A 19463-nucleotide genomic window follows, 5' to 3' on the forward strand; every position below is an offset into this window, starting at 1 on the left:
ATCGGCCAGTACCGGATAATTTCCGGCACTGGCGCAGTTTTTCAATCAAAGTATCGATGATCAGTAATGGATGACCGAACGGATGCTTTCGCCTTCATGCATCAGGTCGAATGCTTCGTTGATGTCTTCAAGCTTCATGGTATGGGTGATGAAATCGGACAGTTTGAACTCACCGGCAAGGTAGCGTTCAACATAATCAGGAAGCTGCGAACGGCCTTTGACACCGCCAAATGCGGTGCCGCGCCAGACGCGACCGGTCACAAGCTGGAACGGACGGGTCGAGATTTCCTGACCGGCACCGGCAACGCCGATAATTACCGACTCACCCCAGCCCTTGTGGCAGCATTCAAGGGCGGAACGCATGACATTGACATTGCCAATGCATTCAAACGACCAGTCAACGCCCCCATCGGTCAGCTCGACAATGACTTCCTGGATTGGTTTGTCAAACTTCTGCGGGTTGATGCAATCGGTTGCGCCAAGCTGTTTGGCAAGTTCGAATTTCTTTTCATTAAGATCGATGGCAAGGATGCGACCGGCACCGGCCATCTGTGCGCCAATGATGGCCGAAAGACCAATACCGCCAAGGCCAAAGACCGCAACCGAATCACCGGGTTTCACCTTTGCCGCGTTGACGGTGGCGCCCATGCCGGTGGTCACACCGCAACCCAGAAGGCAGACTTCTTCAAGCGGGGCGGCCTTGTTGATTTTCGCAAGCGAGATTTCCGGCAATACAGTGTATTCCGAGAAGGTCGAGCAGCCCATATAGTGATAGATCGGCTTGCCATTCTGCGAGAAGCGGGTGGTGCCATCAGGCATCAGGCCCTTGCCCTGGGTGACGCGGATTTTCTGGCACAGGTTGGTTTTGCCCGATTTGCAGAATTTGCACTCGCCACATTCCGGGGTGTAAAGAGGGATCACGTGATCACCCACGGCAACGCTGGTGACACCTTCGCCGACGGATTCAACAATGCCGCCGCCTTCATGGCCAAGGATAGCGGGGAAGATGCCTTCGGGATCGTCACCCGACAGGGTAAAGGCATCGGTGTGGCAAACGCCGGTGGCAACGATCTTGATGCGCACTTCGCCAGCCTTGGGCGGGGCGACCTGAACTTCTTCGATCGACAGCGGCTTGCCCGCTTCCCATGCGATGGCGGCTTTACAGGTAATGGTTTCGGCGCTCATGACGCTCCTCCGGCAAAAGAAATGATAATGGCATCAGTCTATTTATTTCTCCTATCCTGATAATCCGGTATTTTGGTAAATGACTTTTACTGTGTTGTAATAATATGGGCCGATTGCCATGAATGCCTGGGACGGGATCAGCGAATTTATCGCCGTATCGGAACGCCAAAGCTTTACAGCGGCGGCCAGGCAGCTTGGTATTTCGGTGGCCCAGGTCAGCCGACAGGTCACCGCCCTTGAGGAAAAGCTGGGCACCCAGCTTTTTTACCGTACCACGCGCAAGGTCAGCGTGACCGAGGCCGGACAGATTTACTACCAGCATTGCCGTCAGTTGCTTGATGGTCTGGGCGAGGCGGAGCGTGCCATTGGCAACCTGACCGAAGTACCACGCGGCAAGCTGAAGCTGACCGCGCCGACAACCTATGGGGAAACGGTGATCGCGCCGCTGGTGAATGATTTCGTGGCGCGCTATCCCGATCTTGAAGTCCAGTGCCGCTTTACCAACCAGAAGCTTGATCTGGTGCTTGAGGGCTATGACATGGCGATCCGTCTGGGCCGGTTGGAAGGAACGACCGGTAGCCTGATGACCCAGCAGTTATCCACCCGCCGTCTTTATGCCTGTGCGGCACCAAGCTACATCGCCAAGCGTGGGGAACCGCACTCCCTGTCAGAGCTGAACCACCATAACTGTCTTGTCGGGACGCTGGATTACTGGCGTTTTGAAGAAGACGGGCGCGAACGCACCATCCGCATTCATGGCTCCATCCACGCCAATAGCGGGCAGGCGCTTCTGGATGCAGCACTTAAGGGGATGGGGATCGTGCAATTGCCCGATTATTACGTCGATCCCTGGATCGCCAGCGGCGATCTGATCCCGGTCCTGACCAAATATCAACCGTCAGACGAAGGCATCTGGGCGATCTATCCAACCAACCGGCACCTTAGCCCCAAGATCAGGATGCTGGTGGAGCATCTGGGGCGGTATTTGGGGCAGTAAGTTTTTGCGTCACAAGCCATCTGGTCGGACGTCATCCTTGCAACGGGTAAAACGCAGCAAACGAGGTGACGCATGTCTGAATGTACCGATCAACGCGGTGACCGCTGGGAAATTTACGAGGGCAAGGACGGCTGGCGGTGGCGGCGGACGGCCCGGAACGGCAATATTGTCGGGGCATCAACGCAGGGCTATACCAAGAAAACCGACTGTCTTGCCAATGCCGAGCGCAATGGCATGACCTGCACGCCAAAGGATTGATCCTTTCGCCATGGCAGAAGATAAAAAGCCCCTCTGGCATTAGGTGCCGAGGGGCTTTTTGATGGGCGTAAGGAAAAGGCTTATTGTGCGGTCCAGCCGCCATCGACCGACAGATGCGTGCCGGTCATCTGCGATGCGGCGTCCGAGCACAGGAAGAGGGCGGTCTGGCCGATCTGTTCGGGGCTGACGAACTGTTTGGACGGGTGTTTGTCCGAAACCAGCCGGGTTGCGGATTCCTCAATCGAGATATTGGCTTCCTTGGCGCGGGCTTCGATCTGGCGTTCGACAAGTTCGGTGCGCACCCAGCCCGGGCAGATGGCATTTGCCGTGATGCCGGTTTCGGCTGTTTCAAGGGCGGTGACCTTGGTCAGGCCAATCACGCCATGCTTGGCGGCAACGTAAGCTGCCTTCTGGACCGAGGCGACAAGGCCGTGGGCAGATGCGGTATTGATGATCCGGCCCCAGTTTTTCTTGCGCATATAGGGCACGGCAAGGCGGGTGGTGTGGAAAACCGATGTCAGGTTGATCGCAATCACTGCATCCCATTTCTCGACCGGGAAATCCTCGACATTGGCAGTATATTGAATGCCGGCATTGTTGATCAGGATATCAACGCCACCAAATTTGGCCTCGGCATCCTGCATCATGGCTTCGATTTCATCAGGCTTGGACAAATCGGCACCGTTGTAGAAGGCGGTCACGCCATATTCTGTTTCAAGCGATTTGCGGGTGGCTTCAATCGCATCGGCATCGCCAAAGCCATTGAGCATCACATCCGCGCCCGCACCGGCAAGTGCCTTTGCCATCGCAAGGCCGATACCGCTGGTCGATCCGGTCACGAGTGCGCGTTTTCCTGTCAGCATATTTCTTCTCCCTGTGGGTGAGGAGTTTGTTCCTCTTGTTAAGTTGGAAGGATCATGCCGCACTGCAACCAAACTGGCAAGAAGAGGTGTGATCAATGATCGTTGCAGGCGTTGGTGGGGAGTAAAATACGTGTTGCCTCAAAGGTTTGCTTGTGGGGTGACAAATGCAGAATTAAAGTGCCGCAATGATGAATATCAGAGCTTCCAGACCCGGTGAGGGTGACCGCATTGTTGAAATCTGGCGGAGTGCCGTCGATGCCACCCATGATTTCCTGACGCCCGAGGATCGTCTTGCGATTGACGATCTTGTGTGCGGATTTTTGCCTGATGCGCCGCTTTGGCTTGCCGTTGATGCGCGTGATTATCCGCTTGGTTTCATGCTGATTGATGGCGGTCATATGGAGGCGCTGTTTATCGACCCGGCCTGTCGCGGCAAGGGTATTGGTGCAGCACTTGTGCACCATGGTCTTGCGTTTCATCCTGCCATGACAACCGACGTGAATGAGCAAAATCCGCAGGCCATCGGCTTTTATGAAAAGTTGGGCTTTGTGCGCACCGGGCGCTCCGCCCTTGACGGGCAGGGGCGGCCCTATCCGCTTATTCATCTGAAATATGCGGGCAAGTAATCTGCCGGGTTTTTAGGGGCCAATGCCGTATTTGCGGAGTTTATTGGCAATTGATGTGTGCGAAACGCCAAGCCGCTCTGCCAGCTTGCGCGAGCTTGGGTAATCCGGATAAAGCCGCATCAGCATTTCACGTTCCAGCATGTCCAGTCCGGCATTGAAGTCATCCTGCGCCAAGGCCTGGGTGATCAGGTCGGGCCCATGGGCCGGGGCGGTTTGAGCGTCAGACGGGGCGGTACTTTCGGAATGTGCTGCTGTATCGGGCATTGTCATGGTGCCGGTGGCCGCACTGGTCAGATCGCGCGCACCAAGCACATCGCCATCCAGCAGGGCGACGGCGCGAAAAAGGGTATTTTCCAGTTCGCGCACATTGCCCGGCCAGTCATGGGCGCGCAACCAGTCAAGCCCGTCCCGGGCAAGATGCGGGGTCGGTCGTTCGGTTTGCTGGGCCGTGCGGGCCATGAAGAATTTGGCAAGATCATCAATGTCCTCGACCCGGTCGCGGAGCGGGGGCAGGGTGATGCCAAGGACGTTGATGCGGAAATAGAGATCCTCGCGGAAGGTGCCGTCATGGGACATGGCTTCAAGATCGCGGTTGGTGGCGCTGATGATACGGACATCAACGGAAATTTCGTCGGTCCCGCCAACGCGCCGGAACCGGCCATCCTGCAAAACGCGCAGAAGCTTGGCCTGCAAATAGGGGGTCAGTTCACCGATTTCATCCAAAAACAGCGTGCCGCCATCGGCCAGCTCGAGAAGACCCGGCTTGCCACCACGGCGCGCCGAGGTAAAGGCGCCTGCGGCATAGCCAAACAGTTCGCTTTCAGCCAGACCTTCGGGCATGGCGGCACAGTTAAGGGCAAGGAACGGTTGGTCGGCACGCGCGCTTGCGCGGTGGCAGGCGCGGGCAAAAAGCTCCTTACCCGTACCCGTTTCGCCAAGGATCAGAAGGGGGGCATCAATATTGGCAAGCCTTTGGGCCTGTGATTTTACCCGTGTCATGGCGCGGCTGGTGCCGATGATGTCGTCAAAGCCGGTATGGCTGCGATCCTGAAGGGCGGTAATGACCCGACCGAGCCGTGCGGCGCGGTGAAACACCATCACCCCGCCCCAGGGTTCGTCATCTCCTGCGTCCGATCCATCATCGACATGACCAATCGGTTCGACCTGAAGCAAATAGGTCTGACCGCCTAAAGTGACTTCATGTTCAGGAAGGTGAAAACCGCTTTGGCGCAAATCTTCAATTGATGGTTCGGCAAGGATATTGGAAATATCCTGATCCCGAAGAGGCTTGTCATTGGTGCCAGCAATGGATTGTGCAGCCGGATTGGCCTGTGCGATCAGGCCATTGGCATCAACGGCAATCACCGGATCGCCAAGGGCGGCAAGGGTCGCGTGAAGCTGTGCGCGGCGGCGTTCGGTCGGCAGGCGGTCGATCTCGCGAATGTCGGATATTCCGGGGATCTGTTTAAGCGCATGGGATAAAAGCGGAAAACGACCCGGTTGAATGGCCGGAATATCGGCATAGATGTAATGGGTGGTGACTTCAAACGCGCGGATATCCAGCCCCTGATCGGTCAGGACATTGACCACGTCACGTGTGATGCCCAGTCTGTTTTCGCCGCGTATTTCAAACCGCATGTCTGTACCGATAAGTTTACACTGTAACGAAAAGTATACGTTATCAAGCGCCTGATTTCCAGTGTATTTGCCGTAAAGTGCGAATTGGGAATGAGATGTGTAAATAATTATTTACACTAGATTTTTGCGCTGATGGTGCAAAGCCTTGAAAATCGGGGATTTTGCAATCTGGCACGGGGATTGCGGATGTGAGGGCAGAATAAACGCATTTTCAGGAGCCTCACATGTCTGCCAATGACAGCCGCCACAGCAATGTCGCCAAAACCGGTTTTGCCACCCGTGCGATTCATCATGGTTATGATCCGCAAAGCCACAATGGTGCGCTGAACCCGCCGGTATATATGTCTTCGACCTTTGCGTTCGAAACAGCCGAGCAGGGCGGTCGGTTCTTTGCCGGTGACGAGCAGGGCTTCATCTATTCGCGCATTGCCAACCCGACCCTTGATCTTCTCGAAAAGCGTCTGGCAGTGCTTGAAGGCGGTGAGGCAGCGCTTGCGACCGCATCGGGCATGGGGGCGATCACCTCGGTCTTCTGGACCTTTATCGCGCCGGGTGACGAGATCATTGTTGATCGGACCCTTTATGGCTGCACATTCGCCTATTTCCGTCATGGTCTGGAAAAGTTCGGCATCAAGCATACCCATGTTGATCTGACCGATCCGGCTGAGCTGGAAAAGGCGATCTCGGACAAGACCAAGATTGTCTATTTCGAAACCCCTGCCAACCCGAATATGCGTCTGGTCGATATCGAAGCCATTTCCGAAATTGCCCATAAACACGGTGCAAAGGTGGTTGTTGATAACACCTATTGCACCCCCTATCTGCAGCGCCCGATTGAACTGGGTGCCGACATTGTGGTGCATTCGGCCACCAAATATCTGGGCGGTCATGGTGATCTTATGGCCGGTGCGGTAATTGGCTCGCTTGAAGATATGACGCAGGTCCGTCTGGTCGGGCTTAAGGACATGACCGGTGCGGTTCTGTCGGCACAGGATGCCAATCTTGTGATGCGCGGGCTTAAGACGCTTGAGCTGCGTATGGAGCGCCATTGCGACAATGCCGAGAAGATCGCAGCGTTCCTTGATTCCCATCCGAAGGTTGATCGCGTGTTCTATCCGGGCCTTGAAAGCTTTGCGCAGCACGACCTTGCGAAAAAGCAGATGGATCGTTTTGGCGGCATGATTGCCTTTGAGCTTAAAGGCGGGATCGAAGAAGGCCGCAAGCTGATGAACGGCCTTAACATGATCACCCGTGCGGTTAGCCTGGGCGATGCCGAAACCCTGATCCAGCATCCGGCATCCATGACCCATTCGACCTACACTGCCGAAGAGCGTGCGCAATATCAGATCACTGATGGCCTGATCCGTCTGTCAGCCGGACTTGAAAGCATTGACGATATTCTGGCTGATCTTGCCAATGCGCTTGATGGCGGCGAAATGGCGATTGCCGCTGAATAAGGCTGCGGGCCCAACTTCCCGATCAGACGCCCGGAAAGGAAATGAGAGCCGGTCTGCCCGATCGCAGGCTGGCTCTTTGACCAGATGAGTATCCCCCGTGGCGTCAGGGTCATCCTTGCCGTTCTCGGGGTGTCTGGTGCAGGGTGCTAGTCAAAGAGGCCGTATGTTTTCAGGACTTCTTTCGATTTCTCCGGCAAATTTTTGTTTGTGCCTAGAATGACGCGGAGTTTTCTCAGGTCGATCAGATGAAAGGACGGGGCGGTTTCGGGATGGTTCTTCAAAAGTTCAAACATCAAGCCGTTCGAATAAACGCGTTCAAGTCCGGTTTGAATGGCATCGCGCAGTTCCGGTTCCCCCGGGGCGAAAAAGAAATAGATCGGCTGGGAATAATAAAGCCCGATTTCCGGTGAGACTTTGATGTTTGATGCCTGTTCCTTCATCCAGCGCCATTCCCCGAGAATTTGCCAGAAGGCGCGGGGGTAAAGATCAAACCGCTTGGCATCAAGCATCTTGTGCAAGGTGTTATAGCGTCCGTCCGAGACCGAAAAGCCGTTTTCGATCAGGATTTTCGTGTCCGGCCAGCCAAGTCCCTGACCCATCGAAAATTTCCGAAGGTCATCCATTGATCTGACGGATTCAAGGGCAGGCAGATTTTCATCGAGCACCATGAAAAGTCGCAGCCCCGTCGTCCCCAGATAAATCGGGACATAGGCTGGCAGTAACTTGTCTTCGCGATCCTGAGAGGTGCCAAAATGGACAGTATTGATCGGATCGTTGGCAAGCAGCATTGATACCCGGCGTTCCTCGGTCGGATAATCCATGCAAACCGGTGTGATTGTGATGTCCCTGCCGCTTAGTCGTATTGCAAGGCGCAACAATTCAACATGATATTCCGAATGTCTGTCCCATGGTGTGACCCCTTTGCAATAGTCTGACCGCTGATCTATGGGAAGTCTGATCTCAAGAACCGGGCGCGCTTGTTGCGGGGCCCTTTCATCAGCCCGTGCCGGACCAAAGCCGGATAACGCATTCAGCAAAGCGGCAAGCAGTGCTGTGAGCACACCGTGTCTGAACGCGTCGGGTAATGCAGTAATGAAAGTGGAAAGAGCCAAGAGAAATCCGGGACAATAGAGTGGTATGGAGTGAATTGAGGACAGGACTATACGGATGGTTCGATCACTACACAATCGGGGGATGTTCAGCCCTAGCCATTTCTTGCGAGCGGGATGGTATCTCCGCAATATCCCGACGGCAGGCGAGATGACCGCAGGCAGTCCTCAGGCATGGGCACCATACCGGTCAGGTCAAGCTTGCCGGGGGTGGCGTGCCCCCGATGCCCTGTGTTCCAGAGCCCGTTACGCGCAGGCTGCGGAGAGACGAATCGCACTGTTGACATCGGCGATTCGCGACCACGAAATATTGTTTCAGACGGGAAATTCGAATGTTTGACCGGGAATGTCGCAGCCGATTCCACATTTGAACCAAAAGTGACGAATCTTGTGTGAAATGATGTTGGTATCCCTTGATTTCCGCAGTGGTGACTTAAAAATCGGTAATTCAATACCGGAATATTGCGGGTTCAGAGACGAGCCCGAAAGAGACCCGGAACATCAGGCGTGAAAAAGGGATCAGGAAAATGTCAGCACAGGATGCCGCCCCGGAAATCGGTGAAATTATCGAAGCAACCAGCACCGGCAACGTGAAGGCCGAAGATCTGGAGATGCTCGGTCAGATCGAGAAAAAGGTGCGCTGGCTATCAAGCTGGACGATCCATAATGCCAACCATCTGCGTCCGAAACGTGACGGCATCAAGGTTGGTGGTCATCAGGCCAGTTGTGCATCCATGACAACCCTTATGACGGCCCTTTATTTCAATGTTCTGCGTCCGCAGGACCGGGTTGCGGTCAAGCCGCATGCAAGTCCGGTTTTCCATGCGATCAATTATCTGTTTGGCCGCCAGACCAGGGAGAAGCTTGAGAATTTCCGGTCATTCGGCGGCGCGCAGTCCTATCCTTCGCGGACCAAGGATGGCGATCAGGTCGATTTTTCCACCGGCTCGGTTGGTCTTGGCGCGGCGGTCACCAACTTCGCAGCACTGACGCAGGATTACCTGCGTTACAAAAACATGCTGCCCAAGGGCGAAGTGCCCGGCCGCATGGTTGCCCTTGTCGGCGATGCCGAACTTGATGAAGGCAATATCTATGAGGCGCTTCTTGATACCTGGAAGCATGACATTCGCAATGTCTGGTGGGTGATTGACTATAACCGTCAAAGCCTTGATGGCATGATTGATGCCCATCTGTTCCGCGTGATCGGCCGGTTCTTCCGGGCCGTTGGCTGGAACGTGATCACCATCAAATATGGTCGCAAGCTTCACGATGCCTTTGCCAAACCGGGCGGCAAGTCATTGAAGAAATGGCTTAATGATGCGCCAAACGACATCTATTCGGCCCTGACCTTCCAGGGTGGGGCGGCATGGCGCAAACAGATATTGTCGGATATGCCCGGCGACAATGCACTGGCAAGCCTGCTTGGGGATTATGATGATGATGCCCTGCATGATCTGATGACCAATCTGGGCGGCCATTGCATGGAGGCGGTTCTTAATGCCTTTGATGCCGTTCCCAATGACAAACCGACCGTGTTTATCGCCTATACCGTCAAGGGCTATGCCACCCCGCTTCAGGGCCACAAGGACAACCATGCCGGGCTTATGAATGTCGCGCAGATGGATGCCTTCAAGCTTCAGAACAAGATCGCCGACGGACAGGAATGGGATATGGCGGCGGGCCTTGATGTCAGTGCTGATCGTGTGCGTGATTATATCAAGAACGCGCCGTTCAATGACCGCGCCCCGCGCCACAAGATGGCCGAAGTCATCACCATTCCGGAAATGCCCTATGCGCGGGTGGAAACATCGAGCACCCAGGAAGTATTTGGCAAAATCCTTAATGAACTTGCCAAGATGAAAAACTCTGCCCTTGCTGATCGCATTGTCACCACATCACCCGACGTGACGGTTTCGACCAATCTTGGCGGTTTTGTGAACCAGCGTGGCCTGTTTGGGCGGGAAGAACTGGCCGATGAGTTCCGGGAACGCAAGGTACCCTCGGCCCAGAAATGGATCAGATCGCCCGAAGGTCAGCATGTTGAACTTGGCATTGCCGAAAACAACCTGTTCTTGAATCTGGCGGCCCTTGGTCTGTCGCATAGTCTGTTCGGACAGCGCCTGTTCCCGATTGGCACCCTTTATGATCCGTTCATTGCGCGTGGTCTGGATGCGCTCAACTATGCCTGCTATCAGGATGCGCGGTTCATGGTCGTGGCAACACCAAGTGGTATCACGCTGGCCCCCGAAGGCGGCGCGCATCAGTCGATTTCAACCCCGATGATCGGGATGGGGCAGCCGGGCCTGACCAGCTTTGAGCCAAGCTTTGGCGACGAGCTTGCAACCATCATGGGCTGGTCCTTTGATCATATGCAGGCCCCGAAGGGCGGATCGGTGTATCTGCGCCTGTCGACCAAGCCGCTGGCACAGCCCGAACGCGAACTTTCCGATGCCACCAAATCGGAAATCGTTTCAGGCGGTTACTGGCTCCGCGCGCCGGGCAAGGATTGCAAGATGGCAATCGCCTATTGCGGGGCGATGGCACCCGAAGCCATGGCGGCGTGGGAAAAGCTTTCGGAAGATCATCCGGGCTTGGGCTTGTTGGCGGTGACGTCTACCGACCGGCTTTACAATGAATGGCAGGACCTGGAACGTGCGCGGCTTGAAGGCAAGTCAAAGGGCGAAATGTCCCATGTGGAAAACCTTCTCAAGCCGCTGGCATCTGATGCCCGTCTTGTCACAGTGATTGATGGCCATCCGGCTGCCCTTGCATGGCTGGGTTCGGTCCGTGGGCATGCGGTTGCACCGCTGGGCGTGAACGGCTTTGGCCAGTGCGGCGACAGTATCGCGCTTTATGACCATTACCAGATCGGAACCGATGCCATCCTGCGTGCTGCAAAACGCTGGGACTGATCAACATTAAAGACACTCAGGTCGACAACGGAGGAGGGTTATGTACCCTCCTTTTTTTTCGGGAGTGGTTTGTGACGTGGTGTAGCGATTGACGGGCAGGGTGTTTCAAAGTACGAGGACAGAACGCTATTTATAATAATTAAACACTACAGGCCTGTTCAATTTTTGGCCGGGTTGTGAAACGTTCCGATGAAACACAATTACCTTCGCGGTTTTATGCCCGCGATGCCTTTTAGCACACCTTTCGAGGTCGTCCGTGCCGGAATTGGCGCCCTGATCGGTTTGGGGGTGGCAGGATTTCTGCTGTCATTCTTCGATCTGCACGATGCCGGGTTGTACCTGATTGCCCCATTCGGGGCGACATCGGTGCTGCTGTTTGCAGTGCCCAACAGTCCGCTGGCCCAGCCATGGTCGGCCATTGTCGGCAATAGTGTGTCGGCACTGGCCGGAATTGCCGTTTGTATGGTCGTTGATGATGCGGTCCTGTGTGTGGCGCTGGCTGTTGCACTTGCCATTTCGGCGATGATTTTGGTACGTGCAGTCCATCCGCCCGGCGGGGCCGTTGCAATGGTCGCAGCCCTTGGCCCTGATATCGCAAGCGAATTGGGTTTCCGGTTTGCCCTGACGCCGGTCGCGGCGATTACGACAGCACTGGTCGTGATTGCGATGATCTATGCGCGCGCAACGGGGCGGTCATATCCGCTGCGTCATTTCGATGACAAAAGCATTCACCAAACATCCGACCGCCCGCCGATTGAACGGCTTGGGCTCAATGAGGGGGAGCTGAATGCCATTTTGCAGCAATATCGCCAAAGCCTGAACCTTGGTGTTGAAGATCTGGCGCGCCTGATCGGGGCAGCAGAGCTACAGGTTGCGTCGCATCGGACCGGGCCATTGACTGCTGGCGATATCATGTCGCGCGATCTGGTAACGGTTAAGTCCGATACGTCCCTTGGCGATGTTGCCGATCTTTTCCGGCGTCACAGCTTTACCTCCTTGCCGGTGGTCGAAAAAGACGGGCGATATTTGGGGGTTATCTTTCAGATACACCTGATCCGCCGTGCCCGCGAAGACGCGCTGCGTCTTGATCGTGGCCTTATGTCGGCAATGGCACGCCTGATTGACCGGAAACGCGGTGCGCCGGTAACGGCCATCGAAATAATGTCGGTGACCGAACCCCGCGCCACGGCCAGCACACCGATTGCGGCTCTGTTGCCATTGATGGCCGATGGGGCATGTGATGCCGTGCCGGTTGTTGAATATGGCAAGATCATCGGCATCGTAACGCGAACCGACCTGATTGCCGCATTGGCCCATGCAGGACTGGCCGCAGCCTGAATCCGGTGTGCAGCAGGTATCTGAAATCAGAAAAATGCCTGCTTCACACCATCAATGATGAACTGCACGGCAAGGGCGGCAAGGATCATGCCAAGCAGGCGTGAAACCACGGTCGCGACCGTCGGGCTAAGGCGTTTGGCAACGACGTTTGAAGCCAGGAAGAAGACAAAGGCAATTGCCATCACCACGGCAACCACGCCAATGACACTTGCCTGCATGGCGATATTGTCTTCGAATTTGCCCATCAAAAGCATGACCGATGCAATCGCACCGGGCCCCGACAGGAACGGGATCGACATCGGGAAAATCGAGATATCGTCCGCTTCGTCATCCGGTATCGTGTGGCCGGATGTTGACGCGTTGGCGCTGGCCTTTGATTTGGTCTTTTCGGTTTTTTCCGCGTCGTGATCTTCTTCAAGTTCCTGTTGAACCTGTTCGGCGCGCTGGTTGCGTTTCTGGCTGCGCTTTTCAAACAGCATTTCAAGCGCGATCAAAAACAGAAGCGTACCCCCGGCAATCCGGAAGGCTGGCATGTGAATGCCGAAAATACCCAGCAATCCTTCGCCAATCAGGGCAAAGGCCGCGAGGATAAAGAAGCTGGTCAGACAGGCGCGGATTGCCATGCGGCGACGATGGGCGGCACTTGTGCCCTGTGTCAGGACAATGAAAACCGGAACAAGGCCCAATGGGTCAATGATCACGAACAGCGTGACAAAGACCGGGATCAGTTCGTTCAACATATCAAGGCTTGGCATCGGTTCTTCCTGCTTTCCGCGCGTGCGCGATGGATGCGTATATTGCGTCTATCTTGGCAGGTAAATGGCTAAATGGGCAGTTCTTTTGCCGTTTTGGGCAAGGCTGCTCTTATCGACGCCTGCTGCGATTGCGCCCGTAACGACCGGCATTTTCCGGCCAGTCGACATAATCAACCGGTTTCTTGCGCACCCATTTAACGAACTTGATGATATCGGGATGGGCAAGCAGCTTGTCGGGGCTGTTATAGTCGCGTGCAAGGGTGGCTTCATCAAACAGGCGGTGGATCATGCGATGGCAAACGCGATGGAGCCATTCGGTTTCAGTGCCGCCCTGTGATTTCGGGTACCAGTGATGGCGGTCAACACTGGGACCTGCGATCATCACCCGACCACAAATCGCACAGGTGCCGAGATATGACGTATCTGTCTTGTTGCTGTTTGGCATATCCTTAGTTTAGTCTTGGTAACGTATATTTTTGAACACTTTCAAAGCTTGGCTAAGGTGATTGCTACAGAAGATTAAGAACAGATGTTGGTGTCTATGGTTGGGATATGTCGGCATCAAAAGGTTGGTTTGGGCAAAAAAAATAAAGTTCGTGGGCAGCGTCATCGCGTTTGGAGGAAGGGTAAGACGTTGGTCAAGTTGAACCGAGAGGAAGTTCTATTTCTTGAGTCTGAGCTGCAAATCAACGAGCACTTGAAAAACGTTCTGAAGTTGGCTGCTCAGGGGCAGGAGCTAAGTCAGAAAGATGCTGATAGCTTGAGGGAGGGCTGCATCGAAAGATTGGATGTGGATGGGTTCGATAAAGAATACCAGCCAACAATTCTAGGTGCCAAGCTGGAGCTGCTGATTGATAAGCTATTTGTTGGGTAGTTTTAAAAGAGCATAAAAAGACGCCACATTTTGGATAATGTGCTGGGTAAGATCCATCTACTCGATAACGTCACGGCATCCGCCGGTTTTCAAAGAATTTTTGCCACGTGCCGGGTTTGAGGGCGCGGAGTGCCTTGATCCGCGCCCCAACCGATGGATGAGTATCAAGCAGGCTTGGCGGCTGGGTGCTGCGATAGGGCACAAGACCCAGACGTTTGCGATTGATCTGATCAATGTGCAACAGCGCATCAATCATGTCTTCGGGACCATTCAGAAGATCGCTTGCCCCATGGTCGGCGGCAAATTCGCGATCCCGAATGACCGCACGTTGCAGAAGAAAGCTGATGGTCGGAACGGCACCAAACACGACAATCATCCATGCCGGCGGATTGAAATCACCAAAGATGAAAATCGCCAGACCAAACAGTGCAATGGTCCATGTCGCGCGATACAGGACGTCGGTGATCAGAAGGATGCGGGTATCGCCATGCCATGCATGTGCGACTTCATGGGCCAGAATGGCACGCATTTGGCGCGGGGACAGGTTGTGCAAGGCGTCACTTGAAATGGCAATTGTGGTGTGATCATCCGTGCCGGTCGTGATCGCATTGACCCCCTTGCCGGGCAGGATGAACAGGTTCGGTCTGTGATCCAGTCCCGCACGATCCGAAAGCAGATGGTTCATTTCGTGAATGGCCAGATAATCCTTTGCCGGAAGGGGACTGGCGCGCAGGATTTTCATCAGGATGTCGGGCGAGATCATCGGGGTCAGGGCGAGCATCATCGCAACCGCAATTCCGGCCGATATCATCATTGATAACCCGCCAAGCATCCAGGCACAGGCGGCAAGAACGCCGATCATGCAGGCCATCAATGTCCCGGCATGGGACATCCCGCCCGGTTGAATGGCGAGAAATCGCTGAATGAAATCAGGAAGCTGCGGGGTATCATCTGACATGGTTTCTCCGCATGTTGCGAGTCTTGGATATCTGTGGCGGGTATCGGACTGATCCGGTTACCGTCTGCGTTCAACGCGGGAATAGCGTTCTGATCTATAGATAGGGATGTTACCGGTCCTTGCGCAAATCGGGCCGTGTTGATCCGTTCGTCGATTATTGCAGATAAAGCGTTGAGAGTATTGATCTATGACAGGCAATACTGCGGAATCCCGAAGGGTCATTTCGCCATGCCGAAAACACGATTGCAAACTGTTACTGATTGACGATAAAGCAATGAAATAAAGGGATTTGCGGCGAAATTTTAACACATCCTTATATATTCCACTAGAATAGTGGCAGTATGCCATTGGCTAGGTTGCCCGTCGTATCTTTGTTGCGCGGGGCGTTTGCCATGCGTGATAGCCAGATGCCGGAAACCGGTGTCATGCTATGATAAAGTCAGTGCCAAGGATGGCAAAACGGAAGGATTGAATGGGCCTGTTCGATAAAATCCGGCCAACCCGCAAAGCGGATGCGGGGCGTGAGGGGGATCGCACCCCGCTTGAACGGTTGTTCTGGCGGTCGATCGCGCTCGTGGGCGGATTCTCGATGGTGATCAACATGCTCAACATGGTGATCCCGATCTATTCCATGCAGGTATTCGACCGCGTCCTTTCAAGCCGAAGTGTTGATACGCTGGCCCTTTTGACGGTGGGTATCGGGCTTGTTCTTTTGTTCATTGCCTCGATGGAACAGCTCAGGTCGCGGGTACTGATCCGGGTTGGTACGGCACTGGATTTGCGTCTGGGCGGGGACCTGTTTGCCCATGTGGTCCAGCAATCCGCACGCGGTGCCCCGATGCGCCAGCGTCCGCTGCGTGATCTTTATGGATTGCGGGGCTTCCTGACGGGAAGCGGGCCCTTTGCACTGATCGATTTCATGTGGGCACCGGTCTATATCGGGGTGGTCTTTATTTTTGATACCCGTCTTGGTCTGGTGGCCTGTGGCGGGGCGGTGCTTTTGATCGCGATTGCGATTGCCAACGAAGCTGCAGCAAAGATTTCCGTCGACCGGTCCGAAGAAAGCCAGAACCGCGGTATTGCGCAGGAAGAAACCTATGTCCGCAATGCCGAGGCGATGGAAGCCATGGGCATGACCCAGTCGGCCCGCCAGCGCTGGCAGGCCGATCAGTCTGATTCTTTATACTGGGAAGGGCAGGCCAGCCGTCGGGTCGGGACATCGACCACGCTTTCGCATTTCATCCGGCTTGCCATGCAGGTGTGCTTTATCGGGGTCGGGGCCTATCTGGTTCTGTCCGAAAGCATCACGATCGGGATCATGGTTGCATCCATGATCCTTGGCATGCGCGGGCTTGCGCCCTTTGACGGGGCTGTGAATGCCTGGCGCAGCTGGAATGCTGCGCGCAATTCGTTTGAACGGTTAAACAAAATCCTGCTTGAAAAACGCCCGACCGTCCCGGCACCAATGCCGCGTGGACGGGGGATGGCGGTCAGTGTGGATCGTCTTGTTTTCGCACCACCCAATAGCCGCAACGTCCTGTTCAAGGGATTCTCGTTCAAGGCCGGGCCCGGACAAATCATCTCGATTGCCGGGTTTAATGGCGTCGGAAAGACAGCTCTTTTGAAGCTGATCATGGGCATCTGGTTGCCCGGATCGGGATCGGTCAAGCTGGACGATGTCGAGGCATCGCGCGCGGATCGTTCGGAAATCGGTGCCCAGATCGGTTATCTGGCGCAAAACCCGTTCCTGTTCCCCGGGACGATTGCCGAAAATATTGCCCGGCTTGGCAATGCAGAGATGCGGGACATCATTCAGGCCGCCGAACTGGCCGGGGCGCATCAGTTTATCCTTGATCTGCCCGAAGGTTATGACACGCGCGTTGATCGTGGCGGGCGTAACCTTTCAGGCGGGCAACGGCAACTGATTGCTCTGGCAGCGGCTCTTTTCTCACGGCCCCGGATGTTGTTGCTTGATGAACCGACAACGGCCCTTGATGACATCGGGGTTCAGCATATCAGCAATCTGATTGATGTTCTGCGTCGCAACGGCATTACGACCTTTATCGTCAGTCATGAACGCGCGATTCTGGCGCGCGCGGATGCGATCCTTGCGCTTGCCGACGGGCAAATCCAGGTTGTCCCGGTAAAGGCTCAGGCGCAACCGGGCAAACCGGCGGTCCAGACCGAGGATATTGCCCGTGGCTTGCCACCGATGCGGCGTAGTTCCGATCTGCCGGATCCATTGGCGGATGCCGCACCGGTTCAGGCCGCAGCCTTGCAAGGCGGTCAGATGCGTATCACGCCCAAACAGATCGAAGTTCCCAATCCTGATGCACCGCGACCGATTGTCGAAAAGAATTCGGCCGCCGGTCAGCATCCGGCAAGTGCGATGGACGAGCTTGATCTTGAAGAACCGGAAATGCCCGAAATCGAAGATTTCGGCGGGCGCAATGAAGTCGGATCGGGGCGTGCCCAGGAAGCCAAACAGGCCGCCGGGATCAAGCCCGAAATGAAACCGCAACCAACTCCGGGCGGCACGATGATGACCATGCGACCGGTCATGCCCAAGGCAGATAAACCGGCCAAAGCCGGGCTTGAGAAAAAGTCGGTGAGCTGGACGGATGAGGCGAAGCCTGAAGCCGCCGAAGTCCCCAAAACCATCAGGCCCCCTGAAGCCAAGGCCCCTGAAGCCAGGGGACGTCCGCGCCGTCAGGAGACCGCGAAACCAAAGGTCGCACGCCCCGATACAGCAAATCGCAAGGCAGCAGCCCCCAAACGCAAAATGACCGAGGCCGAAGCCATCGCGCGTGCCCGTGAAGAGGCCGCGATGCGCATGCGCAAGGTGCGCGAAGATGCCGAACGCGCAGCAGCCGAGCGGGCAGCAGCACGCCGGGCCAGAGTGACGGAAAATCCCGCTGGCGATACACCTGATGCACCGCGTCGGGGACGTCCGCAATTGCGCGTGGTTGAAGGATCGGCCAAACGTCGACAGGGTGGTGCCTGATGTCCGGGGTTCAGCTACCAACCGCACGTGAACTTGATACCGATGTCAAACCGCTTGTCCGGCTTGGTTTCCTGATTCTGTTTCTGGGTATGGGATCGGTGATGTTTTGGGCGGCAACCGCCGAGGTCAATTCTGCCGCGACCGCAAGTGGCGTGGTCGCGCCATTTTCCGGACGCCAGAGCGTGCAGCATCTTGAAGGCGGCATCATCAGCGAAATTCTGGTGCGCAACGGTGCGCGGGTAAAGGCCGGTGATGTTCTGATTCGCCTTGATGATACCCGGTCACGGGCAAGCTTTGATCTGCTCAATAACCGGTATCTCAATTCCCTGGCGACGCAAACCAGACTGATCGCAGAGCGCGAACAGAAAGACCATCTGGTGTTCCCGCCTGCGCTCGAAGATCCGCGCTATTTCTCGATTACCGACTCGCAACGTACCCTGTTTGAAAGTCGTCGCAGTGCCTTCAAGGGCGAGCTCGAACTTTATGACGAGCGGATCAAGGAATTGCGTCGCGAGATCGTCGGCACGCGTGAGCAAAAAACCGCGTCCGAGCAGCAGGTCGGGATCGTCAAGGAAGAGCTCGCCATGGTCAAGCCGATGGTCGATCTTGGCTATGCCCGGCGGACACGCTTGCTTCAGCTCGAAAGCCGGCTGGTTGAAACGCTTGGCAATATCGGACGGTTTTCGGCTGATATCGCAAGGATCGAGCAGCAAATCCAGCAGGTTAAAGCCAGTCAGTCGCAGTTGATGCGTGATCATTTGCAGTCGATCAATACCGAACTGCGCGATGTGCAAAGCGAGATTTCCGATCTGAATGAACGTCTGCGTTCGGCCGAGGACGTTCTGGTGCGGTCCGATATCAAGGCCCCGCGCAACGGGACCGTGACCAATATGCAATTCACCACGGTTGGCGGGGTCATCCCGCCCGGAGCACAGGTTCTTGAAATTGTGCCGCTTGATGACCGGCTGGTCATTGAGGCCCGCGTTTCGCCCAATGATATTGATGTGGTTTCTACGGGGCTTTCGGTGAATATCCGTGTGACCGCATTCAGCCAGCGCTGGTTCGCACCGGTCAAGGGTGTGGTGACCGATGTGTCCCCGGACCGGCTGACCGATTCGGAAGGAAGATCGTATTTTCAGGCCATGGTCGAGATCGATGCAGACAGTCTTGCCGAGCATGAAGGCATGATCCTGTCTCCTGGCATGCCCGCCCAGCTTGAGATCGTAACAGGCTCGCGAACGATCCTTGCCTATCTGTTTTCCCCGATTACGACCAGTTTCGAGCGCGCTTTCCGCGAGCAATGAGTTTTTCGGTACGCCGGACAGGTGTGTCGGGTGACCTATACAACCTGACAGAATCTGACAGGTTGTATTTTGGGCTTCCAAATCCCGAGAAAACATGAAAAAAAACTAAAATAGTTTGATTTTCAAGCTATCAGCAGTTGATGGCCTGTGAGGAGTTATTTATACTACTGTATAAATCGATTCCG

At 55.4% G+C, this 19463-nt stretch carries 16 protein-coding genes; 9 read left to right on the forward strand and 7 right to left on the reverse strand.

Translation table 11 applies throughout. From position 1 onward, the window contains the following. Nucleotides 1–60 precede the first annotated feature (60 nt). Entirely contained in the window at nucleotides 61–1185 is a 1125-nt protein-coding gene (locus tag ACTU44_RS03910; protein ID WP_462096728.1) for an S-(hydroxymethyl)glutathione dehydrogenase/class III alcohol dehydrogenase, read from the reverse strand. A gap of 118 nt (nucleotides 1186–1303) precedes the next feature. Between ACTU44_RS03910 and ACTU44_RS03915 the strand changes: the two genes are divergently transcribed. Beyond that, nucleotides 1304–2182 (forward strand): LysR substrate-binding domain-containing protein, encoded by an 879-nt coding sequence (locus ACTU44_RS03915; protein ID WP_462096729.1) that lies wholly within the window; start codon nucleotides 1304–1306, stop codon nucleotides 2180–2182. Between the two features lie 72 nt (nucleotides 2183–2254). Beyond that, nucleotides 2255–2440 (forward strand): YegP family protein, encoded by a 186-nt coding sequence (locus ACTU44_RS03920; RefSeq protein ID WP_114096703.1) that lies wholly within the window; start codon nucleotides 2255–2257, stop codon nucleotides 2438–2440. An 80-nt stretch (nucleotides 2441–2520) separates the two neighbouring features. Here the strand turns inward: ACTU44_RS03920 and ACTU44_RS03925 are convergent, their stop codons facing one another. Continuing rightward, a complete protein-coding gene (locus ACTU44_RS03925; protein ID WP_114096704.1) occupies nucleotides 2521–3303 on the reverse strand; it encodes a 3-hydroxybutyrate dehydrogenase in 783 nt (260 codons plus the stop codon). 185 nt (nucleotides 3304–3488) lie between these two features. Here ACTU44_RS03925 and ACTU44_RS03930 point away from each other — a divergent pair, with 185 nt between their 5' ends. Then, complete coding sequence (locus tag ACTU44_RS03930) at nucleotides 3489–3929, forward strand: acetyltransferase (RefSeq protein WP_462096730.1); 441 nt, start codon at nucleotides 3489–3491, stop codon at nucleotides 3927–3929. A 12-nt stretch (nucleotides 3930–3941) separates the two neighbouring features. Here the strand turns inward: ACTU44_RS03930 and ACTU44_RS03935 are convergent, their stop codons facing one another. After that, nucleotides 3942–5567 carry a sigma-54-dependent transcriptional regulator gene (locus ACTU44_RS03935; protein ID WP_462096731.1) on the reverse strand — a complete coding sequence of 542 codons (1626 nt, stop codon included), beginning with the start codon at nucleotides 5565–5567 and terminating at the stop codon, nucleotides 3942–3944. 224 nt (nucleotides 5568–5791) lie between these two features. Here ACTU44_RS03935 and ACTU44_RS03940 point away from each other — a divergent pair, with 224 nt between their 5' ends. Next, a complete protein-coding gene (locus ACTU44_RS03940) occupies nucleotides 5792–7024 on the forward strand; it encodes a methionine gamma-lyase (protein ID WP_336080028.1) in 1233 nt (410 codons plus the stop codon). Nucleotides 7025–7170: 146 nt separating this feature from the next. Here ACTU44_RS03940 and ACTU44_RS03945 read toward each other — a convergent pair whose 3' ends face one another. Beyond that, complete coding sequence (locus ACTU44_RS03945) at nucleotides 7171–8136, reverse strand: hypothetical protein (RefSeq protein ID WP_462096732.1); 966 nt, start codon at nucleotides 8134–8136, stop codon at nucleotides 7171–7173. Nucleotides 8137–8660: 524 nt separating this feature from the next. Here ACTU44_RS03945 and ACTU44_RS03950 point away from each other — a divergent pair. Together ACTU44_RS03950 and ACTU44_RS03955 are read left to right on the forward strand one after the other, a co-directional pair. Beyond that, nucleotides 8661–11045, forward strand: a complete 2385-nt coding sequence (locus tag ACTU44_RS03950; RefSeq protein ID WP_462096733.1) for a transketolase — start codon at nucleotides 8661–8663, stop codon at nucleotides 11043–11045. 189 nt (nucleotides 11046–11234) lie between these two features. Next, the gene (locus ACTU44_RS03955) at nucleotides 11235–12383 is read left to right on the forward strand and encodes an HPP family protein (RefSeq protein ID WP_114096710.1); all 1149 of its coding nucleotides are present in this window, start codon (nucleotides 11235–11237) and stop codon (nucleotides 12381–12383) included. 26 nt (nucleotides 12384–12409) lie between these two features. Here ACTU44_RS03955 and ACTU44_RS03960 read toward each other — a convergent pair whose 3' ends face one another. Continuing rightward, on the reverse strand, nucleotides 12410–13138 hold the full coding sequence (locus tag ACTU44_RS03960) for a MarC family protein (RefSeq protein WP_462096734.1): 729 nt from the start codon (nucleotides 13136–13138) through the stop codon (nucleotides 12410–12412). 109 nt (nucleotides 13139–13247) lie between these two features. Then, a complete protein-coding gene (locus ACTU44_RS03965) occupies nucleotides 13248–13583 on the reverse strand; it encodes an HNH endonuclease (protein WP_462096735.1) in 336 nt (111 codons plus the stop codon). A 189-nt stretch (nucleotides 13584–13772) separates the two neighbouring features. Between ACTU44_RS03965 and ACTU44_RS03970 the strand changes: the two genes are divergently transcribed. After that, complete coding sequence (locus ACTU44_RS03970; protein WP_462096736.1) at nucleotides 13773–14012, forward strand: hypothetical protein; 240 nt, start codon at nucleotides 13773–13775, stop codon at nucleotides 14010–14012. A 70-nt stretch (nucleotides 14013–14082) separates the two neighbouring features. On the opposite strand, the gene ACTU44_RS03975 is transcribed toward ACTU44_RS03970, so the two are convergent. Next, nucleotides 14083–14970: a M48 family metalloprotease gene (locus ACTU44_RS03975; RefSeq protein ID WP_462096737.1), complete on the reverse strand. Its 888-nt coding sequence runs from the start codon at nucleotides 14968–14970 to the stop codon at nucleotides 14083–14085. A gap of 472 nt (nucleotides 14971–15442) precedes the next feature. On the opposite strand from ACTU44_RS03975, the gene ACTU44_RS03980 reads away from it, so the two are divergent. Further along, nucleotides 15443–17974, forward strand: coding sequence for a type I secretion system permease/ATPase (locus ACTU44_RS03980; RefSeq protein WP_462096738.1), 2532 nt, complete (start codon nucleotides 15443–15445; stop codon nucleotides 17972–17974). Continuing rightward, complete coding sequence (locus ACTU44_RS03985) at nucleotides 17974–19278, forward strand: HlyD family type I secretion periplasmic adaptor subunit (RefSeq protein WP_114096714.1); 1305 nt, start codon at nucleotides 17974–17976, stop codon at nucleotides 19276–19278. The genes ACTU44_RS03980 and ACTU44_RS03985 overlap by 1 nt, the downstream gene beginning before the upstream one ends. Nucleotides 19279–19463: the final 185 nt, after the last annotated feature.

Source organism: Thalassospira sp. SM2505, assembly GCF_054901115.1.

Coding starts and splice junctions, on each gene's coding strand:
- ACTU44_RS03975 (WP_462096737.1), bottom strand. CDS start 14,970: ATGTCAGATGATACCCCGCAGCTTCCTGATTTCATTCAGCGATTTCTC.
- ACTU44_RS03910 (WP_462096728.1), bottom strand. CDS start 1,185: ATGAGCGCCGAAACCATTACCTGTAAAGCCGCCATCGCATGGGAAGCG.
- ACTU44_RS03960 (WP_462096734.1), bottom strand. CDS start 13,138: ATGCCAAGCCTTGATATGTTGAACGAACTGATCCCGGTCTTTGTCACG.
- ACTU44_RS03940 (WP_336080028.1), top strand. CDS start 5,792: ATGTCTGCCAATGACAGCCGCCACAGCAATGTCGCCAAAACCGGTTTT.
- ACTU44_RS03915 (WP_462096729.1), top strand. CDS start 1,304: ATGAATGCCTGGGACGGGATCAGCGAATTTATCGCCGTATCGGAACGC.
- ACTU44_RS03955 (WP_114096710.1), top strand. CDS start 11,235: ATGAAACACAATTACCTTCGCGGTTTTATGCCCGCGATGCCTTTTAGC.
- ACTU44_RS03920 (WP_114096703.1), top strand. CDS start 2,255: ATGTCTGAATGTACCGATCAACGCGGTGACCGCTGGGAAATTTACGAG.
- ACTU44_RS03925 (WP_114096704.1), bottom strand. CDS start 3,303: ATGCTGACAGGAAAACGCGCACTCGTGACCGGATCGACCAGCGGTATC.
- ACTU44_RS03950 (WP_462096733.1), top strand. CDS start 8,661: ATGTCAGCACAGGATGCCGCCCCGGAAATCGGTGAAATTATCGAAGCA.
- ACTU44_RS03935 (WP_462096731.1), bottom strand. CDS start 5,567: ATGCGGTTTGAAATACGCGGCGAAAACAGACTGGGCATCACACGTGAC.
- ACTU44_RS03965 (WP_462096735.1), bottom strand. CDS start 13,583: ATGCCAAACAGCAACAAGACAGATACGTCATATCTCGGCACCTGTGCG.
- ACTU44_RS03980 (WP_462096738.1), top strand. CDS start 15,443: ATGGGCCTGTTCGATAAAATCCGGCCAACCCGCAAAGCGGATGCGGGG.
- ACTU44_RS03930 (WP_462096730.1), top strand. CDS start 3,489: ATGATGAATATCAGAGCTTCCAGACCCGGTGAGGGTGACCGCATTGTT.
- ACTU44_RS03985 (WP_114096714.1), top strand. CDS start 17,974: ATGTCCGGGGTTCAGCTACCAACCGCACGTGAACTTGATACCGATGTC.